17 protein-coding genes are annotated in these 20,111 nt (G+C 54.1%); 7 read left to right on the top strand and 10 right to left on the bottom strand.

Annotated features, from left to right (window positions below; all coding sequences use genetic code 11):
* The 5 genes from H8Q75_RS02215 to H8Q75_RS02195 all read right to left on the bottom strand — a co-directional run.
* On the bottom strand, positions 1-2,441 hold a 2,441-nt coding region (locus H8Q75_RS02215; RefSeq protein WP_297040106.1), incomplete at its 3' end, for an O-antigen ligase family protein.
* 9 nt (positions 2,442-2,450) lie between these two features.
* The gene (locus H8Q75_RS02210) at positions 2,451-3,683 is read right to left on the bottom strand and encodes an LL-diaminopimelate aminotransferase (protein WP_024125365.1); all 1,233 of its coding nucleotides are present in this window, start codon (positions 3,681-3,683) and stop codon (positions 2,451-2,453) included.
* Between the two features lie 33 nt (positions 3,684-3,716).
* Positions 3,717-6,392: an alanine--tRNA ligase gene (alaS, locus tag H8Q75_RS02205; protein ID WP_297040102.1), complete on the bottom strand. Its 2,676-nt coding sequence runs from the start codon at positions 6,390-6,392 to the stop codon at positions 3,717-3,719.
* 123 nt (positions 6,393-6,515) lie between these two features.
* Positions 6,516-7,262 carry a prepilin peptidase gene (locus H8Q75_RS02200; RefSeq protein WP_365970553.1) on the bottom strand — a complete coding sequence of 249 codons (747 nt, stop codon included), beginning with the start codon at positions 7,260-7,262 and terminating at the stop codon, positions 6,516-6,518.
* Between the two features lie 50 nt (positions 7,263-7,312).
* The gene (locus tag H8Q75_RS02195; protein WP_024125367.1) at positions 7,313-7,549 is read right to left on the bottom strand and encodes a hypothetical protein; all 237 of its coding nucleotides are present in this window, start codon (positions 7,547-7,549) and stop codon (positions 7,313-7,315) included.
* Positions 7,550-8,229: 680 nt separating this feature from the next.
* Here H8Q75_RS02195 and hemL point away from each other — a divergent pair.
* A complete protein-coding gene (gene hemL, locus H8Q75_RS02190; protein ID WP_365970551.1) occupies positions 8,230-9,465 on the top strand; it encodes a glutamate-1-semialdehyde 2,1-aminomutase in 1,236 nt (411 codons plus the stop codon).
* On the opposite strand, the gene H8Q75_RS02185 is transcribed toward hemL, so the two are convergent.
* A complete protein-coding gene (locus tag H8Q75_RS02185; protein WP_024125370.1) occupies positions 9,456-11,582 on the bottom strand; it encodes a HAMP domain-containing sensor histidine kinase in 2,127 nt (708 codons plus the stop codon). The two genes, hemL and H8Q75_RS02185, sit on opposite strands and share 10 nt — an antisense overlap.
* A gap of 201 nt (positions 11,583-11,783) precedes the next feature.
* Between H8Q75_RS02185 and H8Q75_RS02180 the strand changes: the two genes are divergently transcribed.
* From H8Q75_RS02180 to H8Q75_RS02160, 5 genes are all read left to right on the top strand, one after another.
* Positions 11,784-12,635 carry a circadian clock protein KaiA gene (locus H8Q75_RS02180; RefSeq protein WP_297040093.1) on the top strand — a complete coding sequence of 284 codons (852 nt, stop codon included), beginning with the start codon at positions 11,784-11,786 and terminating at the stop codon, positions 12,633-12,635.
* Positions 12,636-12,640: 5 nt separating this feature from the next.
* Complete coding sequence (kaiB, locus tag H8Q75_RS02175) at positions 12,641-12,967, top strand: circadian clock protein KaiB (protein WP_011056333.1); 327 nt, start codon at positions 12,641-12,643, stop codon at positions 12,965-12,967.
* 75 nt (positions 12,968-13,042) lie between these two features.
* Positions 13,043-14,599: a circadian clock protein KaiC gene (gene kaiC, locus H8Q75_RS02170; protein ID WP_011056334.1), complete on the top strand. Its 1,557-nt coding sequence runs from the start codon at positions 13,043-13,045 to the stop codon at positions 14,597-14,599.
* Between the two features lie 4 nt (positions 14,600-14,603).
* A complete protein-coding gene (locus H8Q75_RS02165) occupies positions 14,604-15,524 on the top strand; it encodes an NAD(+) kinase (RefSeq protein WP_024125371.1) in 921 nt (306 codons plus the stop codon).
* Positions 15,525-15,585: 61 nt separating this feature from the next.
* Positions 15,586-17,199, top strand: a complete 1,614-nt coding sequence (locus H8Q75_RS02160) for an HD family phosphohydrolase (protein WP_024125372.1) — start codon at positions 15,586-15,588, stop codon at positions 17,197-17,199.
* 2 nt (positions 17,200-17,201) lie between these two features.
* Here the strand turns inward: H8Q75_RS02160 and H8Q75_RS02155 are convergent, their stop codons facing one another.
* From H8Q75_RS02155 to H8Q75_RS02145, 3 genes are read right to left on the bottom strand one after another with little or no spacing between them, the layout of a single operon-like run.
* Positions 17,202-17,792, bottom strand: a complete 591-nt coding sequence (locus H8Q75_RS02155) for a type II CAAX endopeptidase family protein (RefSeq protein WP_024125373.1) — start codon at positions 17,790-17,792, stop codon at positions 17,202-17,204.
* Positions 17,793-17,796: 4 nt separating this feature from the next.
* Complete coding sequence (locus H8Q75_RS02150; RefSeq protein ID WP_024125374.1) at positions 17,797-18,123, bottom strand: 2Fe-2S iron-sulfur cluster-binding protein; 327 nt, start codon at positions 18,121-18,123, stop codon at positions 17,797-17,799.
* A 12-nt stretch (positions 18,124-18,135) separates the two neighbouring features.
* On the bottom strand, positions 18,136-18,606 hold the full coding sequence (locus tag H8Q75_RS02145; RefSeq protein WP_297040076.1) for a thioesterase family protein: 471 nt from the start codon (positions 18,604-18,606) through the stop codon (positions 18,136-18,138).
* 125 nt (positions 18,607-18,731) lie between these two features.
* Here H8Q75_RS02145 and H8Q75_RS02140 point away from each other — a divergent pair, with 125 nt between their 5' ends.
* The gene (locus tag H8Q75_RS02140; protein WP_297040074.1) at positions 18,732-19,781 is read left to right on the top strand and encodes a WD40 repeat domain-containing protein; all 1,050 of its coding nucleotides are present in this window, start codon (positions 18,732-18,734) and stop codon (positions 19,779-19,781) included.
* Positions 19,782-19,868: 87 nt separating this feature from the next.
* Here H8Q75_RS02140 and H8Q75_RS02135 read toward each other — a convergent pair.
* Positions 19,869-20,111, bottom strand: a 243-nt coding sequence (locus H8Q75_RS02135; protein ID WP_297040071.1) for a SufD family Fe-S cluster assembly protein, incomplete at its 5' end; no start/stop codon positions are given.

Here is a 20,111-nt window from a genome sequence, read left to right as displayed (position 1 = left end):
TCCAGTTCGGGCAAAAAGTAGTTGTCTGGCCACAGCGGTGCAAACAGAGTTACCATCGGCAAGTTGTCAATGGCAATGAAAAAGTCTGTGGGTTGAGGGCCATCAATGTGGCGGCTATTCACGCCAAAACCGGCGCGGGTATAGGTAATGGCAACGGCAGGTGCCGCAGAACGCAGCCAATCAAGGGGGGTTGGCTGACCAGTCATGGAGCGCACGAGTTGTTCCAGTTGCTCTGGGCTACCCGACCAAATGGAGGCCAAGAGGTCACGGCGGTTGTTGGGGGCAGCCCACGCCTTGAGAAAGACTGCCAGCGTTGTGGGAGCCTTGAGTGTCGTCTCCCTGGGGTTGGCCAAGGGGCGCAGCCACACAGCGAGGGGGTCAGCAGCCGAGGGCAATTCCCCTTGCCACCAGCGCAGCAGGGTTGACACCTGACGCACATAGTTTCCGGCAGGGCGATCGCTGGGAATTTCTTGCCCTAGCTGACGATAGCGCTCCGTGACCGCCTTCAGAACTGGTTGGTAAAAGGGCGCCAAAGGGGCCACCCGCCAAGCTGGACTGGTGATGAAGATGGGATGGCGCAGCACCTCAAGGGTCAAGGCTTGGGTGGCAAGTTGGGGTTGATCAGCACCAATGAGGGCTAAGCCTAGTCCCAGAAAATTCCCCCGTTTAGCGGGTACCAATTGAGCCGCTTTCACAAAGGTAGGAATTGCTGCTGCAAAATTGCCACTGCGCCAGTAAAGCCATGCCAGATTACTATAGCCAAACTCAAGGTGGGGAGACAGGGCAATGCCCTTCTCAAACTCCAGGATGGCAGTACGCAAGAGATTGCCCTGGGCCGTGGGGTTATCTGTCATCATGGCTCGTTGACCATAGTTCCAGCCCAGTTGCAGCGGATAGTAGGGTTCCCAAGGGGCGAGTTCCTGGGCATGGAAGAGCTTTTCGCTAAATTGATTCCAGTCGGGGGGGCGCGTCAAAAGTGCTAGGAAGCCTTCGCTGCTGCTGCTCCAAGCGCGATGGATGGGGGTGAGCCAAGCCGCCATTGCCACGGTGATCCCCAGACCAGCAGCCACCAGAGAGAGTGCCCAGCGGGTTCGTAACCGCTCGGGAGGGATTTGACCTTGACCACTGCGAATCAGGGTGGTTAGGAGTGTCAGTTCAATCAGAAAGAGACCACCAATACCGACGTTATCGAGCTGAAAATCCGTGAGACTGAGAACCCCATAGCCCCAAAGGGCGAGGTAGAGGGCGATCGCCAGCCGTTGTTCCCGCTCTTCTAAGTTCGGCCACCAGCGACGGTAGCGGCTGCCCCAATAGACGAGGAGCCCTACCCCTAAAGCCAAAGCGGCTGTCCCACCAATCCCCAGCTCTGCCCACAGTTGCACAGGAGTACTGTGGAGCTGATAAATCCACTCCGCTTCGCGGCCAGCCCAGCCCGGACGATAGTGCTGATACCAGAGGGGCACACTGCCCAAGCCATTCCCCCTAAGAGGGTGGGCAGCTCCCATGCGCCAGCCAACCATACTGGTAATCCAGCGGTAGGCCAGTTCGCTCCCTTGTCCGCCCTGCAAAAGAGCCGCTAAGCTGCGTCGGAGGCGATCGTTGGCCAGAGCAACCACCGCTAAGCCCACCAAAGCCAAGAATCCCCACCCAGAGCGGCGCTGGCGGCGATAGTGCCAAATCCAACCCACCCCAAGGGGAATCACCATTGCCAGCAAGCCGAGGCCGCCCCCCCGTGAAAATGTGGTGTAGAGGGTGACTAGACCCAAAAGCAGCACGGCAATCCAAAATGGGCGCGATCGCCACCACGGTTCACTGGCTTCTGCTTCAATGGCCAAAAGTCCCACCAAAGGTAACGCTAGCAGCAGATAGCCCGCCACATAGTTTTGGTGGCCAAAGGGTGCCCAGTTGCGGAGTTCCAAACTGTCCCCATTGAGGTGGGGGGGTAATCCTTGGGGGGTATCGAAAATTGCCGTGGCGATCGTTGTGCCCAACCAAAGACTTAAACTGACAAGGATCACGAGGGCAGTGAGATAGCCTTGAAAGCCCACGATTTGCCAGCGTCGCTCTGGAGTGCGCAACCAAGCCCCTAGGGGATAAAGGACAGCGATTCCCCCCAAGAGTGCCCAGCCATACCAGCGAGCCTGATTGGGAAAGGCACTCAGGGTTCCGGAAATCCCCAATGCCAACAGGAGTAACAGCACCACGCCATCAAAGCCATTCCCCAAGGGCTGCACCCGCCGTTGATAGGCCAACACCTGCAAAAACCAAAGGAGAGGCACCCCCACTGCCGCTTGCCACAGGAGTACCCAAGGCCAAGCCACCATTAGGCTGTGACTGTCCGGCAGAAGGGTAAAAAGGGCATAGCCGGCTGCGCTGAGGAGCCCCAGCAATATCCCCTCTTGCCTAGCGGCTTTTTCCTGCCAGCTTTCCCCCTGGCTCATCCAGTCTCCTCAAGTAAAGGCTGCCACGACGCGGTCCATGGCCTCAACCACATTCTCGCGGCTATTGAAGGCCGAAAGACGCAGATAACCCTCGCCCGCGGCCCCGAAGCCAGCACCGGGAGTACCCACTACAAAGCAGGTGTGCAGCAATTTATCGAAAAAGTCCCAACTACCCATACCGGCAGGTGTCTTCAGCCAAACGTAGGGGGCATTGACACCGCCATAGACCTCAAAGCCTGCTTGGGTCAGTTTTTCGCGGATAAGACGGGCATTTTCCATATAAAAGGTCACCAATTCCCGTACTTGGGCTTGGCCGGCTTCAGAATAGACGGCTTCGGCGCCCCGCTGCACAATATAGGAGACGCCATTAAACTTCGTGGATTGTCGCCGTAGCCAAAGCGACCAGAGCTGCACCACTTCACCACCGCTGGTTTCTCCCTTGAGATCCTTGGGCACAACGGTAAAAGCGCAGCGGGTTCCCGTAAAGCCGGCATTTTTGGAGAAGGAACGGAATTCAATGGCGCACTCGCGGGCACCGGGGATTTCATAGATCGAGTGGGGAATAGCCGGATCGGTAATAAAGGCTTCGTAGGCAGCATCGAAGAAGATGATTGCTTTGTGGGCACGGGCATAGTCTACCCAGGCCTGCAAATGCTCCCGCGGGGCCACTGCACCGGTGGGGTTGTTGGGGAAGCAGAGGTAGATTAAGTCCACAGGTTCACTGGGTAGCATGGCAGTGAAGTGGTTTTCAGCGGTAATTGGCAAATAGACCAGTCCAGCGTACTCCCCCCGTTCATTGGCTTCGCCCGTATGCCCTGCCATGACATTGGTATCCACATAGACGGGATAGACGGGGTCTGTAACGGCAATGCGGTTGTTGCTGCCAAAAATGTCCAGGATATTGCCGGTGTCGCACTTGGAGCCATCAGAGATAAAAATTTCACTGGCATCAATGTCACAGCCCCGCGATTGGAAGTCGTGGGCAGCAATTTTTTCCCGCAGCCAGGGATACCCCTGCTCAGGGCCATAGCCTTTGAAGGTGGCACGATCGCCCATTTCTTCGACGGCTTTGATCATCGCCTGGCGACAGGCCGCCGGCAGTGGTTCGGTGACATCACCAATCCCTAGGCGAATCAGGGGAGCATCGGGATGGGCTTGCAAAAATTGATTGACACGGCGGGCAATTTCTGGAAACAGATACCCCGCTTTGAGTTTGAGGTAGTTTGCGTTAACAAAGGCCATAGTGCGGTTGAGTGGGAACAGAAGGTCAATATATCAGGATTCGAGAATCCCTTTCAGGCGAGAGTGCGCCAATTCCAGCGCCGCGGCCAATTTTTCCGGTTGAGATCCCCCCGCTTGGGCAAAGTTGGGACGCCCCCCACCGCGCCCGCCACAGACTTGGGCAAGTTCTGCGACTAGTTGACCGGCATGCACACCCCGCTGCACAATATCCTGACTGGCAGCTACTAAGAGGTTCACTTTGTCAGCAGCAGGTTGAGTGGCCAACACCACAGCTCCACTACCCAATTTATTTAGGAGCCACTCGGCGGCGGTTTTTAGCCCTTGGGGATCCACGCCCGCCAGTGAGGCAATGAGAAGGTGGGTATTGCCGACGGCTTCAGCCTGCTCCAAGAGGGCTTGGGTCTTGGCGAGGGTCAGTTCCGCTTTGAGGTGTTCCAGTGCCTTTTGCTGGGCTTTGAGATCTGCTTGTAGTTGGCTAATGCGGTCGAGAACCTCTTCCGGTTTGGCTTTGAAGCGATCGCACAGCTCGCGGACAATGCTATCGCGCTGTTGCAAATAGTCACGCACCGCCGGGCCAGCAATGGCTTCAATGCGACGAATTCCAGCGGCCACCCCACTTTCACTCACAATCTTAAAGAGGCCAATTTCAGCGGTGTTGTGGACATGGGTGCCACCACAGAGTTCCATAGAGACACCGGGAATATCGAGAACTCGCACCTGCTCACCATATTTTTCGCCAAACATGGCGATCGCTCCCCTGGCCTTGGCTTCCTTCAGGGCCATGATATAAGTGTGGGTGGTGTGGCTTTCGCTGATCCAGGCGTTAATTTGATCTTCAATCTGTTGCAGCTCCTCACGGGTCAGGGCACGGGGACAATTAAAGTCAAAGCGCAGCCGATCAAAGGCCACCAGTGACCCCGCTTGGGAAATGTTCTCGTCAATCAGCTTTTTCAAGGCCGCCTGCAAGAGGTGCGTTGCTGTGTGGTGCGCCTGTACCCGCCGCCGACAACTGAGATTAATTTGTGCAGTCACGCGATCGCCCACCTTTAGGCTACCGCGCTCCACTTTGCCGTAGTGAACAAACAATTCCTTTTGCTTTTGCACATCGTGGATGTGCACCAGGGCATCACTGCCAGCCAAGTACCCGCGATCGCCAATTTGACCCCCCGATTCGGCATAAAAGGGGGTTTCCTCAAGGATCACCTGCACTTCCGTTCCTGCCGTTGCCGTTGTTACCGGATGACCCGCCACCAAAATCGCTGTTACTGTCGTTGTCAAACTAAACTCGTCATAGCCGCGAAACTGCGTAGGATGCAGTTGATCCGCCAGGGAATCAATCCCCTCCTGAACGGTAATATCAATAGTTTCGTGGGCTGCTTGGGAACGTTGTCGCTGCTCCGCCATACAGGCTTCAAACTCAGCCACATCCACACCAATACCTTGCTCTGCGGCAATCTCTTGGGTCAACTCCAATGGGAAGCCATAGGTATCAAAAAGAACAAAGGCATCGCGCCCTGCCAGTTGCGGTTGACTGCGTTTTTTGCCCTTAGCCTTCTTCAGGGGAGACAGCATCTCCGCCAAGAGCTTCTCACCCCGATCCAAGGTTTTGAGAAACTGTTCCTCCTCCCGCTGGAGCTCGCTGAGAATGACTGCCTGCCGCTCGCGGACATTGGGATAGACAGGGGCAGCCAGATCAATCGCCACTTGAGCAAGATCAGGGGTTACCAGCCCATTGATTCCCAACAGCCGACTATGGCGCACAATCCGCCGAATCAACCGCCGCAGGACATAGCCACGCCCCACATTACTGGCAGTGACACCATCGGCAATGAGATGAACCACCGCACGGGTGTGATCACCAATCACTTTGAGGGAGGTTTGGGTGCTGGCATTGGCTTTGGGGTACTGAATCCCGGCTCGCTGCGCGGCTGCCTCAATAATTGGGAAAATTAAGTCCGTTTCGTAGTTGTTGGGCACCCCTTGGAGCACCTGCGCCATCCGCTCCAAGCCCATACCGGTATCAATGTTTTTCGCCTTGAGGGGGGTACGGCGACCTTGGTCGTCTTGGTTCAACTCCATGAACACTAAGTTGTAGAGTTCGATGAAGCGGCCATCGTCATCGAGATTAACGTTAGCTAGCCCCTTTTCTGGATAGAAGTCGTAGTAAATCTCAGAACAAGGGCCACAGGGACCCGTCGGCCCCGCCGTCCAAAAGTTGCTCTCCTCGCCCATGCGCTGGATGCGCTCCTTGGGTAAGCCCACTTGGCGATGCCAAATGTCATAGGCCTCATCGTCATTTTCAAAGACGCTCACCAAGAGGCGTTCCGGAGCTAAACCATAAACCGTGGTCATCAGCTCCCATGCCCAAGCAATGGCCTCCGCCTTGAAGTAGTCGCCAAAGCTAAAGTTGCCCAGCATTTCAAAGAACGTGTGGTGGCGAGCGGTGCGACCCACATTTTCAATGTCATTGGTGCGCAGACATTTTTGAGCGGTGGTGGCGCGGGGCACCTTCGGCGCTTCTTGACCGAGGAAAATTGGCTTGAAGGGGAGCATGCCAGCGATCGTCAGCAGCACCGTTGGATCCTCAGGAATCAGGGACGCACTCGGTAAGATGGTGTGTCCTTTGGCCGCATAGAAATCGAGGAATTTCTGGCGAATTTGATCACCGGTGAGAGCAGTGATCGCCGACGCAGAGGGGGAGGAGGTCATTGGAGCGAAGTCTCAACGGAGCGTAATAAACGGCAAAAATACTATTCCATCATACTGGATTGTCTTGGATGTGAAATCCATGGGCGATCGCCAAGTTGAAGTCTCTACCTCCATGGCATTCGCTTAGGGAACAAACACCCCGCGTAAAAAGGTTTCCAGGTAAAGATGAATCAATTGGCGGCCAAAGAGACCGCTAAAGATGGCCGCCACTGCTAGAAAAGGGCCAAAGGGAATGGGCTGGCGGCGCTGAATCCAACCCAGAGCAATACCGAATCCCCCCATGAGGCCACCGAGGACAAAAGACAAAAAAAACGTAACAAGCAGCCCCTGCCAACCCAGCCAAGCGCCGATCATCGCTGCTAGTTTACCGTCTCCGCCGCCCATTACCTCTTGATGAAAGGCGATCGCTCCCCCCCAGCGGATCAGATCAAAAAGCCAAATGCCAATCACTGCGGCAATGATCCCCTCTGTAAGTCCTCCTAGACCCGTGGTTAAGCCTCTCACGAGCAACCCAGTGATCAACCCCCACTTCGTCAGGGGATGGGGCAGCGTCATCGTATCAAGATCAATCAAGGCCAAGGCCAAGAGCCATGCACTCAGCAGCCACAGCACCAGCGCTTGCCCCTGCCAACCACTGACAGCCACAATCAGGACATAAAGCAGTGCCGTCAACAGCTCAATCGCAGGATACCGCCAAGAAATTGGCGCATGGCAATACCGACATTGCCCCCGCAGGAATAGCCAGCCCAAAATCGGGATATTGTCCCAGGGCTTGAGCGTTGTCAAACAGATCGGGCAGCGAGACGGTGGATAGAGGAGCGATCGCCCCCTTGGCACACGGTAGATCACAACATTGAGAAAGCTTCCCACCGCTGCCCCAAGGCCAAAAACAAAGCAGTAGCTGGCAAAGGTCAAAACAGTTAGTGCATTGATAGGCGTGTTACTTCCGGCAGATGATCGTAGGGAATAAAGCATTCTTGGGGCAGCAGGACTGGCTGGCTAGTAAACAGCACATAACCCCGTAGGGTTTGCCGATTAATAGCAACACCTGCAGGCACCGTTTTTGCCCCATGAACCTGCTGGTAGAGATTATAGATGGATTGAGCAGCGGCTAATAGGGGGGTATCAACGGTTTCCATGGTTTGTAAAACTGGCACTGCCCCACTCCTCGGCAATCGAACAATGAGAAACGGTGATGTTTGGCTTTAAGTCAACCATTTAGTTCTCACCAAGTGCTCCGCCTATGCAAAAGCAGATCTGAAATCCGCCGCCTGAAAATTGATGATCTTCTCTTCACCAAGGGAGAGATAGAGCTACCACAGAGCGAGGACGTCTTCCCTGGGAAATCACCTGAGGAGAGTATTACTAAAGAATTGGTTGTTTCATCATGCCAAGACCCCCGCGATCGCTATTGCTATGCTGAAGTGCTGATTTAGCAAGGATTCCTTGAGGGGAAGCATGACTTGCACGGGCTTGGGTTGAGGCCAAATACACTCCCCTGGTTCCAGCCATGTGTGGGCATGAAGACTAGTTGCCACCGTAGAGGAGTAATTCAGTGGGAGAAGATGGAGAAAGTTGGCAGAAGTGGCGTGGACGACAATAGACCTCTTGTAAAGATAGCTGTGCTGTGGCTAAAAATCCAGTGTGATTCTCCCAAAAGCCATAAATCAACCGCCAAGACCGTAAAGAATTGCAACATGTGCCCTTGTGGGGTTAAGGAGCAGAAGAATTGCCTATAATACTGTGAGCACGCCAATGCTTGAGGGAGTTGACGTTGACCACGACTGTTTTTCAGACCACCAAATCCCAAGAAATTTTTGCCGCTGCCCAAAAACTCATGCCCGGTGGCGTCAGTTCACCTGTGCGTGCCTTCAAGTCCGTCGGCGGCCAGCCCATTGTCTTTGATCACGTCAAGGGTGCCCACATTTGGGATGTGGACGGCAACCAATACATTGACTATGTGGGGTCTTGGGGACCCGCGATCGTTGGCCATGCCCATCCTGAAGTCATTGACGCCCTCCATGCCGCCCTCGAAAAGGGAACTAGCTTTGGTGCCCCCTGCCTGCTTGAGAATATCTTGGCGGAAATGGTGATTGCCGCTGTCCCTAGCGTTGAGATGGTGCGCTTTGTGAATTCCGGAACCGAAGCCTGTATGGCAGTGCTGCGGCTAATGCGTGCCTATACCCAGCGGGAAAAAGTGATCAAATTTGAAGGCTGCTACCACGGCCATGCTGATATGTTCTTGGTCAAGGCGGGGTCAGGCGTCGCCACCTTGGGTTTACCCGATTCTCCCGGCGTGCCGAAAGCAACCACCGCCGCAACATTAACGGCGCCCTACAACGATCTGGAAGCGGTCACTCGCCTCTTTGAACAGTATCCCAATGATATTGCGGGTGTGATTCTTGAACCCGTGGTTGGCAATGCTGGCTTTATTCCCCCCGATGCGGGCTTTCTCGAAGGACTGCGGGAGCTGACGAAACAATATGGCGCCCTCTTGGTCTTTGACGAAGTGATGACGGGCTTTCGCATTGCCTATGGCGGTGCCCAAGAAAAATTTGGGGTCACACCGGATCTAACTACCCTCGGAAAAGTGATTGGCGGTGGTCTGCCCGTGGGTGCCTATGGTGGTCGCGCTGACATTATGAAGATGGTGGCGCCTGCGGGGCCTGTGTATCAAGCGGGTACCCTCTCTGGCAATCCCTTGGCAATGACAGCGGGCATTAAAACCCTGGAAATTCTCAGCCGCCCCGGCAGCTATGAGTACTTGGATCGGATCACGGGCAAGCTGGTACAGGGACTTTTAGACGCTGCCCGGGAGTTTGGCCACGAGGTGTGTGGTGGGCACATCAGTGGTATGTTTGGTCTCTTTTTCACCGCTGGTCCGGTGACCAACTATGAGCAAGCCAAGCAGTCCGATTTGAAAAAGTTTGCTGCCTTCCACCGCGGCATGCTAGAGCAGGGGATTTACCTTGCGCCATCCCAGTTTGAAGCGGGCTTTACCTCCCTTGCCCATACGGAGGCGGATATTGAGCGCACCATTGCGGCGGCGCGGACAGTCCTGAGTCAGCTTTGAGTCTTTACCGTGGCGGCAAGGAGCACCACATCCATTAAGTCCTCAAGGTTGAGGCAGGGAAAGACCATGACATCTCCCAATTGATGAATGGCTCGGCTGCTATCTTCTGCCAAGGTAATCACGGGGAGTTTTCGCAGTTTGGGGTGATTCTCCAGATGGGGGACTTCCGCAGCGGGCAAGTCCCAAATCAGAACGTCAGGCTGCCAAATATCCACCAAGAGATCGGCCTGTTCAAGGTCTTCTGCTTCGAGAAGCCGCAGGTGGGGTAGACTAATTTCATGGAGTAAACCGAGGCGAAGTACCGTCTGATTCAGGAGGGGATGCTCAAAGGTTGGTTTTGCCGCTGGAGAAGTCAGTCGCGGAAAACACCAGCGATCGAGGACATCGATCAGCAGACTGGGATGACTACTCAAGGGCAGCCGTTGCACAAAACCGGTCAGGCCCAAAGGAGTGGCCTCATCGGAGAGGATAATCAATGGCACAGTGGCAGTGAAGGGACTGGTGGCAAGACTTTCAACCACATCAGCCAGAATGAGACTACTGGCGGGGCGGACGATAATTGCTGTGGGTTGCAGTTGCTCCAGCTTATCCAGCGCTTCAAGGGGATGGCGAGCGACCATATATCCGTAATGGCTGTCTCGCAATGCGGCAGTGGTGTGCATGATCCACGTGGCATCATTACTGATTAAAAGGATCAATTGAGCTGTAGTGGGCAATTCAGGGGGAAGTTCCTCCCTAAAGGGCAGCAGCACTGTCCACTCACTCCAGCGATCGGCTTGGGCGATAAAGGAAAGCTCACCATTGTGGAGACGACAGAGTTGGTGGGCTAGCATCAGCCCCATTGTTACTTCGGCGTAGTCCTCGAGACATTCGTGTAGCAGGCGATCGTGATCCTGAAGAGGAATACCATGTCCCTCTTCCCACAGTTGCAACGCCAGCCAATTTTGCCAGCGACTCAAGCGCAGTCCATAGCGATCGCTGGGAAAGAGCATCAGCCACCCTAGGAGATGGCCAAGAATCTGCCGTAGCCGCAAAGCGTCGCCCCAGAGGTAGACATGACTCAAGGGCTGATCAATTTGCCAATGCCAACTCGGCGGGGTCAGATTGTAGAGATGCTCCGCCAACTCCTGCGATCGCAACCACAAATCCGCCAGTTCTACAGTTTCCCATTGCAATTCCAACTCTCGCCAGAGGGCGCGGGTGTAGTCCTGCCATGCCTGAATGAGGCGATTCATTTGCCAACCGCTACGCTGGATTAGGGCAAGGTAGTCCTGTTGCTCGGGTAGGGGGTGTTGCCACAGGAGTTGGGTAAGGCCGAGGATTGCCGTTAGGGGGTTTTTGAGTTCATGTCCCAAGCTCAGGAGGAGGCGCTTTTGCTGATGGAGGCGGAGTTGCTGCAAGCGGGTGGGGGTCGTTGGATCAGCCTCTTGGCGCTGTTGGGCAAAAAATACCCAATAGCGATCGCTAGCGATCGCCACACTGCTCTGTGCTTTCTCCCAGTCCAACGACATTAAATTCAAGGGAAATGAGCACACCTGCCAGAGCGATCGCCCCTCTAGTGCCTGACAACTCATGCCCTCAAATTTAGTCTGTACCAGCGGCAAAAAGTCAGTTAAGTATTCTGACCAAGCATGATTTTGCCAAATCACTCTCCCTTGGGCGTTTTGAATTTGTACTGGCAAAGGCAATTGTTCAATCACTGCCAGCCAAGGCAAAGGGGGCTGGCAGGCCCAATGATAGAGCAAGCGTCGCTGATCCAGCAGTCCCACAAAGCACTCCTGTGCATCCACAACCGCAATATAGGGGGGCATCTGGGCTTGAGTGCGCAGCCATTCCTGAAACTGCAATAGCGTCCACACTGCCGGTACCCCCACCACGGGCGATCGCCAAGGAGCCGTCACACTGCCTACCGCGAAGTCGGCTAACGTCCCTTCCCGCTCCAAACTCAAAGCCAACCCCCAGCCCTGCACCACCCCCACAGGTTTTTGCCCCTCATCCACAACGACGATCGTTTCTGGGAGGGTTTCTTGCCAACGCTGATACACCTCCTTGAGAGACAGACCGGCCCCCACCGCCATTGCCGGTTCAGTAAAGCTCGCTAGGGAGAGGGAATTCATGGATACAGTCCTTTTCTGAACTGGGGTACATCAAATAAGGAGATAGGATGCCCTGCCACTGGTTTTTCCATTGTTGAGTGTGTTTTGTACTGGCGAGCCTAAGCTTGTAATGAAATGGCAACAGGCCTCCAGAAGACCCTGTCACCACCTGCGGGAAAGTGATAGGATGCTATCAGATGCAAACTCCAGTTCTGAAAGCACGTGGCGCAGTCAACCGCACTAACAATTTGTGGCTTAGTTTACTCGCCCGCTATTGGCCAAGAACTCGTTCGTTTGCACACCTCTGATATTGATGAGCTGGTTTACTTTTCAAGCGAGAGAGAGTTTTGTAACTATTTAGAGGCACGGCGCAATAGCATCGCTTGTTTAATTTTAGAATGGGGAGAGGGGACTCCGCAAATCATTACCTATCTTCACCACAGCGCCACCCTATTGCCCGCCATCCTCATTTTCCCAGCCACACCAGCCCCTCCACCCGTCGGTCCCCACTATCACATTGCTGAAGTGATTTTGACAACCGATCAGCTGGATCAGCTCAACCGTCAAATTGAGGAAGCCATCACAGGCTTTGTCAAGCTCTGTCCGGGATGTGCAGTGCCGCCCCATGTCCTGTTTCGCATGCCAGCCCTCAAAGAGAGCAGTAATGTTGACCCCCAGCATCGTCTTTCCCAAAAATTGAAGGAGCGACTCGGCTACCTGGGGGTGTATTACAAACGAGATACAGCATTTTTTTTCCGACGGATGTCCCCTGCCGATAAACGCAAACTGCTGGACGAATTGCGCTCAATTTATCGTACCATTGTCCTTGAATACTTTAACACCGATGCCAAAGTTAATGAGCGCATTGACGAGTTTGTTAGTAAAGCATTCTTCGCAGATATTTCTGTTTCCCAAGTGCTAGAGATTCACGTCGAACTCATGGATAACTTCTCCAAGCAACTCAAACTCGAAGGCCGCAGTGAGGACATTTTGCTCGACTATCGCCTGACGCTGATTGATGTGATCGCCCATCTGTGCGAGATGTATCGTCGTTCCATTCCGCGGGAGGTGTAATGCCGATGGCCCCCTTGCGGAAAACCTATGTTCTCAAGCTATACGTTGCCGGTAACACACCCAACTCAGTGCGGGCTCTAAAAACTCTCAATAACATTCTTGAAAAAGAATTTAAGGGAGTCTATGCCCTCAAGGTAATCGATGTCCTCAAAAATCCCCAACTGGCTGAGGAAGATAAAATTTTGGCCACGCCTACCCTTGCCAAAGTCCTACCGCCCCCTGTACGCCGTATTATTGGGGACTTGTCCAATCGTGAGAAGGTGCTCATTGGCTTAGATCTCTTGTATGAAGAGATTGGTGACCAAGCCGAGGATGACTTAGGCTTGGAATAGGCACAGTTCTTAGAGTCTCTCAGCTTAGAATAGCTTTTTGGAATTTTTGTGCAATACCGAATCTAAAAATCTTCTATGACAAACCTACCCGAACATCAGTCCAGTCCAACGGAGCAGTCCTCGGCGGAAGTCAAGAAAATCCCGACGATGATTGAGGGCTTTGACGATATCAGCCATGGGGGACTTCCCCAAGGACGCACCACCTTAGTCAGCGGCACTTCAGGCACAGGGAAGACCCTTTTTGCAGTTCAGTTTCTCTACAATGGCATTACCATTTTTAATGAGCCAGGTATATTTGTTACATTTGAAGAATCCCCCCAAGATATTATCAAAAACGCCCTCAGTTTTGGCTGGAACCTGCAAAGTCTGATTGACCAAGGCAAGCTATTTATCCTGGATGCTTCTCCGGATCCCGATGGCCAAGAGGTGGCTGGTGACTTTGACTTATCTGCTCTGATTGAGCGCATTCAGTATGCCATTCGCAAATACAAAGCAACCCGGGTCTCCATTGATTCGGTAACAGCGGTTTTCCAGCAATACGATGCGGCCTCGGTGGTGCGGCGGGAAATTTTTCGCCTGGCTTTTCGCCTCAAGCAACTGGGCGTGACCACGATTATGACCACCGAGCGGGTAGATGAATACGGCCCTGTGGCGCGTTTTGGTGTTGAGGAGTTTGTCTCCGATAATGTGGTTATTTTGCGTAATGTTCTTGAGGGAGAACGGCGGCGGCGCACGGTTGAAATTCTCAAGCTGCGGGGCACCACCCACATGAAGGGGGAATATCCCTTTACAATCAACAACGGTATTAACATCTTCCCGTTGGGGGCCATGCGCCTGACCCAGCGCTCATCGAATGTGCGGGTGTCTTCAGGGGTCAAGACCCTCGACGAGATGTGTGGCGGTGGCTTCTTCAAGGATTCGATTATTTTGGCCACGGGCGCTACGGGTACTGGCAAGACTCTCTTGGTCAGTAAATTCTTGGAGACGGGCTGCCAACAGGGAGAACGGGCACTGCTGTTTGCCTACGAAGAATCGCGGGCGCAGTTGTCGCGCAATGCCTCCTCTTGGGGCATTGATTTTGAGGAGTTGGAACGGCGGGGTTTGTTGCGGATCATTTGTGCCTATCCAGAGTCAGCGGGGCTTGAGGATCACTTGCAAATTATCAAGTCGGAGATTGCAGACTTTAAGCCCTCACGGGTGGCCATTGACTCTTTGTCTGCCTTGGCGCGGGGGGTGAGTAACAATGCCTTCCGGCAGTTTGTTATCGGGGTTACTGGATTTGCCAAACAGGAGGAAATCACTGGCTTTTTCACCAACACCACGGATCAGTTTATGGGGTCCAACTCGATTACCGAGTCCCATATCTCCACAATTACAGATACGATTTTGCTTTTGCAGTACGTGGAAATCCGCGGTGAGATGTCCCGGGCAATTAACGTCTTTAAGATGCGTGGTTCTTGGCACGACAAGGGGATTCGGGAGTATGTGATCACTGAGAAGGGGGCAGAAATCCGCGATTCCTTCCGCAACTTTGAGGGGATTATTAGCGGTACCCCCACCCGCATTTCCGTGGACGAGAAAACAGAGCTGGCGCGAATTGCCAAGGGGATGCAGGATCTAGAGAGCGAGTAGCCCCATGCAGTTAAACCAAGTCATTGTCGTGCACAAGGCGGGCGATCGCCAGAGCAAGGAATGGGCAGATCGCGCTTCCCGTCAGCTGCAACAGCGTGGCGCCAATGTGCTTGTGGGGCCGAGTGGGCCTAAGGACAACCCCTACCCCGTCTTTATGGCTTCAGTGACAGAGCCGATTGATCTGGCCGTTGTTCTGGGGGGAGACGGCACCTCCTTAGCCGCGGCACGGCATCTAGCGGCGCCTGGGGTTCCAATTCTAGCAGTGAATGTGGGGGGGCATTTGGGGTTTTTGACGGAGCCGCTGGAGTTGTTTCGCGATATGGAGGCGGTTTGGGAGCGCCTTGAGCGGGACGAGTACGCGATGCAACAGCGGATGATGCTGCAGGCCCAGGTTTTTGAGGGGTCAAAGGCTCATCCTGAAGCGGTGGGCGATCGCTACTATGCCCTCAATGAAATGTGCATTAAGCCGGCCTCTGCTGATCGCATGATCACTGCCATCCTCGAGATGGAAATTGATGGCGATGTTGTGGATCAGTACCAAGGGGATGGGTTACTGGTGGCCACCCCTACCGGCTCCACCTGCTATACGGTCGCCGCCAATGGCCCCATTTTGCACCCGGGGATGGAAGCCCTTGTGGTGACGCCCATTTGCCCTTTGAGTCTCTCTAGCCGCCCCATTGTCTTGCCTGCGCGCTCCTCAGTCAGCATTTGGCCGTTGGAGGATCACAGCCTCAATACCAAGCTGTGGATGGATGGCGTACTGGCTACCTCCATTTGGCCAGGACAGCGGGTACAGGTGACAATGGCCGATTGTCAAGCTCGCTTTATCATCCTGCGGGATCACTACTCCTTTTATCAAACCCTACGGGAGAAGTTGGCCTGGGCAGGGGCACGGATTCCCTATCACAACAATCACCGCAATTAGATCACAACCGCCCCCACAGAAGGTCTCTATAATTAGGGGCATTCCTCACTCAACCCTTGTTATGATTCTCAGTCCTTTTGAACGCGCTGTTCTTGGCCAAGAGGCGGAAGCCCTGGTTGATCAGTTGTTAGAAATTGGGATTGCCCTCTCTGCCAGTCAATCCCTAGAGGAACTGCTGCATCTGATTCTGACGAAAAGTCGCCAAATTACTGCTAGCGATGCTGGCACGATTTTTCTAGTTCAGCGCGAACGGGCGGTGCTGGAATTCAAGGCAGCTCAAAACGATAGCGTCACCCTTCCTGAGCAAGTGCAGGACTATACCGTACCCCTCACCGCCGATAGCTTGGTGGGCTATGCCGCTCTCACGGGGGAATCGCTGAATATTGCCGATGTGTATGCCCTTAAGGGGAGCGAGATGTACCAGTTCAATCGTTCCTTTGATGAAGCCCTACACTATCGAACCTGTTCGGTGCTGGTGGTGCCGATGCAAAATGTCAGTGGTGAGGTGATTGGCGTTCTGCAACTGATTAACCGCAAGCGATCGCCCGACACCCTACTGACACCGGAAACCAGCGTGGCTCTCACCCAGCCCTATAGCCCTTGGGAAGAACACATTGTGCGATCGCTGGCTAGTCAGGCCGCTGTGATTATTGAGCGCAACCATTTACTTGAAAGTATTGAACAGCTCTTTGAGGGATTTATCACCGCTTCGGTTCAAGCCATTGAGACTCGGGATCCAGTAACCGCAGGGCATTCCGAACGGGTGGCAGCTCTGACGGTGCGCCTCGCCGAGATCACCAGTGCCACCTCTAGGGGCGTCTTTCGCGATGTTTTCTTTAGCGATCGCCAGCTACAGGAAATCCGCTATGCTGCCCTGCTCCACGATTTTGGCAAGGTGGGCGTGCCGGAGGCGATTCTCAACAAGCAAAAGAAAATTTACCCCGAACAACTGGAGGTCATTCGCCAACGCTTTGCCCTTGTCCGCCGCACCCTGGAAATGGAAACCGCTCAAGCTAAAGTCAATTATTTACTCTCCCATCCCCATCAGCTCCATACCCCAGAACAGGGGTGTCAGCACTGCGCTTTTCTACGACAGCTCGACCAAGAACTCCAGCAACAACTGCACACCTTAGAGAACTACTGGCAATTGCTGGAGCAGGCCAATGAGCCGCGAATTCTAGAGGAAGAACCCCTTGCCCGCCTGCAGGAATTGACCCAGTTTTATTATCGCGGCGTTGATGGCGAACTCCATCCCCTCATTACGGCCACTGAACTTGAACAACTCTTGGTGCGCCGTGGCAATCTCACCCAACAGGAACGACGGATCATCGAAGCCCACGTGACCTATACTTACCAGTTTCTTGCCCGTATTCCTTGGACCCCCCATCTTAAAAATGTGCCAATCATTGCCTATGGTCACCATGAGCGCTTGGACGGCAGTGGCTACCCACGGGGTATTGGCGCAGCCGAAATTCCTCTCCAAACCCAAATGTTGGCGATCGCTGACATTTACGATGCCCTCACAGCCAAGGATCGCCCCTACAAAAAGAGCCTACCAGTGAATAAGGCCCTAGAGGTTTTGTGGCAGGAAGCCAAGGAATTTAAGATCAATCCCGATTTAGTGGAACTCTTTGAGCAGCAGGAGGTCTTTCGGGTGCTGGGGCACCAGCGCTAGGGCTAATTGGGGGACGATTGCAAAAACGAGACTCTCCAAAGCGTAGCTGCCAGCCAATTGGTACAGGTATGGGCAACGATCGCTAAGAGTAAATTATTCGTTACCACGGCACTATAGGCAAAGAATCCGCCAACAATGGTTGCCCACAGGGCATAGGGCCACTGCTGCCGGGAGCCAGCGTGCAAAATGCCAAAGCACACAGAACTGCCAATAATCCCTGCCCAGTTGAGCCCCAAACTCGGTAGGAGCACCCCGCGAAAGAGCAGCTCTTCACTAAGGCCGGGCAGAATGCCAATCCAAAACAGATCAGGCCACAGCAGTGGTGAAAGCACAAGTTTCAGGTAGGTATCTGACGCGTGGCGGTAGGCAGGCCAGAGGCGATACAAAATAGCGCCGATGCCGGTAATTCCTAGGCAGAGGGCAATCCCTAAAGCCACTGCCCAGACATCCCAGCGCAGCGGCAGAAGTCCGCCAGAAAAGGGGGTAAATAACCACACCCGCGCCAAAATCAGCCACAGGATGGCCGTTAACGCCATGGCCACTAAGACCTGTGTACGACTCAGGGGCTCATCGGGCAGGGGGAATTCCTCCATAGGCCTACGCTTTCTGGAACTGACCAAATTGGAAGTGATAGACCTCTTCCTCTTTTTCCGAGATCAGTTTCAAATCTGAGCAGGGGCGGGCCACACAGAGGAGGACATAGCCTTTTTCCCGCAGTTCGGGACTCAGCCCCATCGCATCCCCGTGATCCACGGTACCCTCCTGAATTTGGGCAGCACAGGTGGTACAGACTCCGGCATTACAGGAACTCGGAAGATCAATTCCCGCAGCGGTGGCCGATTGCAGGATGGGTTTATCGGCACTGGCTTCAAAGGTGTAGGTTTGTCCTTGGTGCAGGATCTCAACACGAAAGGCTTGGGTCATTCTGGCAGTGAGCTATGACGCAACATCTTCCCTATTATCCCCCAAATCCTCGCGATCGCTGGCTTCCTCGGGGGCAGACTTCAACCATGTCCGCACAGGATCAGGAATCGCTACTCGCTGGCGTTGGGGCAGTTGCAGGCAAATGTGCTGCGTCTGGGCAATGGCTACCCGATCCCCCGCCCCGTTGTAGAGAGTATAGGCCAGTTGAAAACGGCTACTATCCAGTCTTTGGGGGTCAATGGTCACCCGCAGGCGATCACCACAGTAGAGGGGTTTCAAAAAGCGCATCTGCGCCTCCGTAATCGGCACAATCAGGCCACTGTTGCTGAAAAATTGCCGCAGATCTACCCCCAACTGGGCAAGGGCATCCTCATAGGCCTCGTGGCAAAACCGCAGCAGATTGGCAAAGTAAACGACCCCAGCCGCATCGGTATCCGCAAAATGAACCGTGCGCTGATAGTCGCGCAGGGGTGGTGTATTCATCTATCGCCATTCCATCGCCATCCCATCGGGTTGTCCAACACCAGCCATCGGCAAAAACACGCCACAGCCTTTATTGTTAATATTAGGGTACAGCTTTTTTGCAAACCATTCGCATACCTAAACCGATGAGTAACAAAGGCAGTTCTGATCTTCGACTTCTTTTAAGCACGCTGGTGATCAGCGGCTTAGTCGCAGGACTGGCCTATTGGCAACTCAGTCAACACTGGACGCCCTCCCCCGATCAAAACCCTGGCTCCCCCCTACAGACCACCACCTCCAAGTGGCAAAAAATTGCCCTTGCGACGACGCTGCGGGGCCATCAAGATGAAGTGAACGCGATCGCCCTTAGTCCCGATGGCAATTTACTCGTCAGTGCTGGCGACGATCGCAGGCTGTATTTTTGGAACTTGGCCACGGGAACTGCCCTAGGACAAGCCAAAGGTCACACCGACTGGATCTATGCCCTTGTGATGACTCCCGATGGTCAAACGGTGATTAGCGGCAGTAAAGACAAAACCATCAAACTATGGGGGGTGGGCGATCGCCAACTCCAAGCCACCCTCAGTGGCCACCAAGATTTTGTGAACGGCTTAGCCCTCAGTCCCGATGGCCGCACCCTTGCCAGTGCCAGCTATGATCACACTGTCAAACTGTGGGATGTCCCGAGCCGTCAGGAAATCACTACACTAAAAGGCAATGAGGGCATCATGCTCAGCGTCGCCATCAGTCGAGATGGGCGTTTTTTAGCCACCGGTGGCGTGGATCAGCTCATCCGCATTTGGGATTTGCCCTCCCGCCGACTCCTGCGCACCCTCGAAGGACACACCAGCGATGTCAATAGCCTCGCCTTCACCCCCGACAGCAGCCAACTGGTCAGTGGCAGTGACAAAGATGGTATCAAAGTCTGGAACCTCACCACAGGAGAACTTCAGCAGCAGTTTGGCACCGAGGGCGGGCAAGTCTTTAGTGTGGCGGTGAGTCCCGAGGGCAGCACCATTGCCAGTGGCCACAGCGATCAAACTGTCAAACTTTGGTCCCTCTCTGGTCAGTTATTGCGTAACCTCAAGGGACACTCTGGTGCCGTCTACAGTGTCGTCTTTGGTCAGGATCAACTGATCTCCGCCAGTGAAGACAAAACCATTAAAGTGTGGCGTCTCTTTCCCAAAACCCCATAGAGAACTCGTAGGTCTCAGCTGTGGAATAAAAAAAACGGCTAAGACCCCCAAGAATCTTAGCCACTGAGAACAACGGCTTGAATTTTTTTAGCCCACACTTCCCTCTAGCTTCAGGCTCAGCAGGCGATCGGCCTCGACTGCGAATTCCATCGGCAGTTGATTAAAGACATCGCGACAGAAGCCACTAATCATCATTGAGACGGCATCTTCAGCGGAAATTCCCCGCTGGGCAAAGTAGAAGAGTTGATCCTCGCCAATTTTCGATGTTGAAGCCTCATGCTCCACCTGGGCAGTGGGGTTTTGCACCTGAATATAGGGGAAGGTATTGGC

The sequence above is a fragment of the Thermosynechococcus sp. OHK43 genome, from assembly GCF_014466085.1.
Taxonomy (GTDB): Bacteria; Cyanobacteriota; Cyanobacteriia; order Thermosynechococcales; family Thermosynechococcaceae; genus Thermosynechococcus.
This window is presented reverse-complemented; position numbering and strand designations above follow the sequence as displayed.

Coding starts and splice junctions, on each gene's coding strand:
- H8Q75_RS02210 (WP_024125365.1), bottom strand. CDS start 3,683: ATGGCCTTTGTTAACGCAAACTACCTCAAACTCAAAGCGGGGTATCTG.
- alaS (WP_297040102.1), bottom strand. CDS start 6,392: ATGACCTCCTCCCCCTCTGCGTCGGCGATCACTGCTCTCACCGGTGAT.
- hemL (WP_365970551.1), top strand. CDS start 8,230: ATGCCCGGTGGCGTCAGTTCACCTGTGCGTGCCTTCAAGTCCGTCGGC.
- H8Q75_RS02185 (WP_024125370.1), bottom strand. CDS start 11,582: ATGAATTCCCTCTCCCTAGCGAGCTTTACTGAACCGGCAATGGCGGTG.
- kaiB (WP_011056333.1), top strand. CDS start 12,641: ATGGCCCCCTTGCGGAAAACCTATGTTCTCAAGCTATACGTTGCCGGT.
- kaiC (WP_011056334.1), top strand. CDS start 13,043: ATGACAAACCTACCCGAACATCAGTCCAGTCCAACGGAGCAGTCCTCG.
- H8Q75_RS02165 (WP_024125371.1), top strand. CDS start 14,604: ATGCAGTTAAACCAAGTCATTGTCGTGCACAAGGCGGGCGATCGCCAG.
- H8Q75_RS02160 (WP_024125372.1), top strand. CDS start 15,586: ATGATTCTCAGTCCTTTTGAACGCGCTGTTCTTGGCCAAGAGGCGGAA.
- H8Q75_RS02155 (WP_024125373.1), bottom strand. CDS start 17,792: ATGGAGGAATTCCCCCTGCCCGATGAGCCCCTGAGTCGTACACAGGTC.
- H8Q75_RS02150 (WP_024125374.1), bottom strand. CDS start 18,123: ATGACCCAAGCCTTTCGTGTTGAGATCCTGCACCAAGGACAAACCTAC.
- H8Q75_RS02145 (WP_297040076.1), bottom strand. CDS start 18,606: ATGAATACACCACCCCTGCGCGACTATCAGCGCACGGTTCATTTTGCG.
- H8Q75_RS02140 (WP_297040074.1), top strand. CDS start 18,732: ATGAGTAACAAAGGCAGTTCTGATCTTCGACTTCTTTTAAGCACGCTG.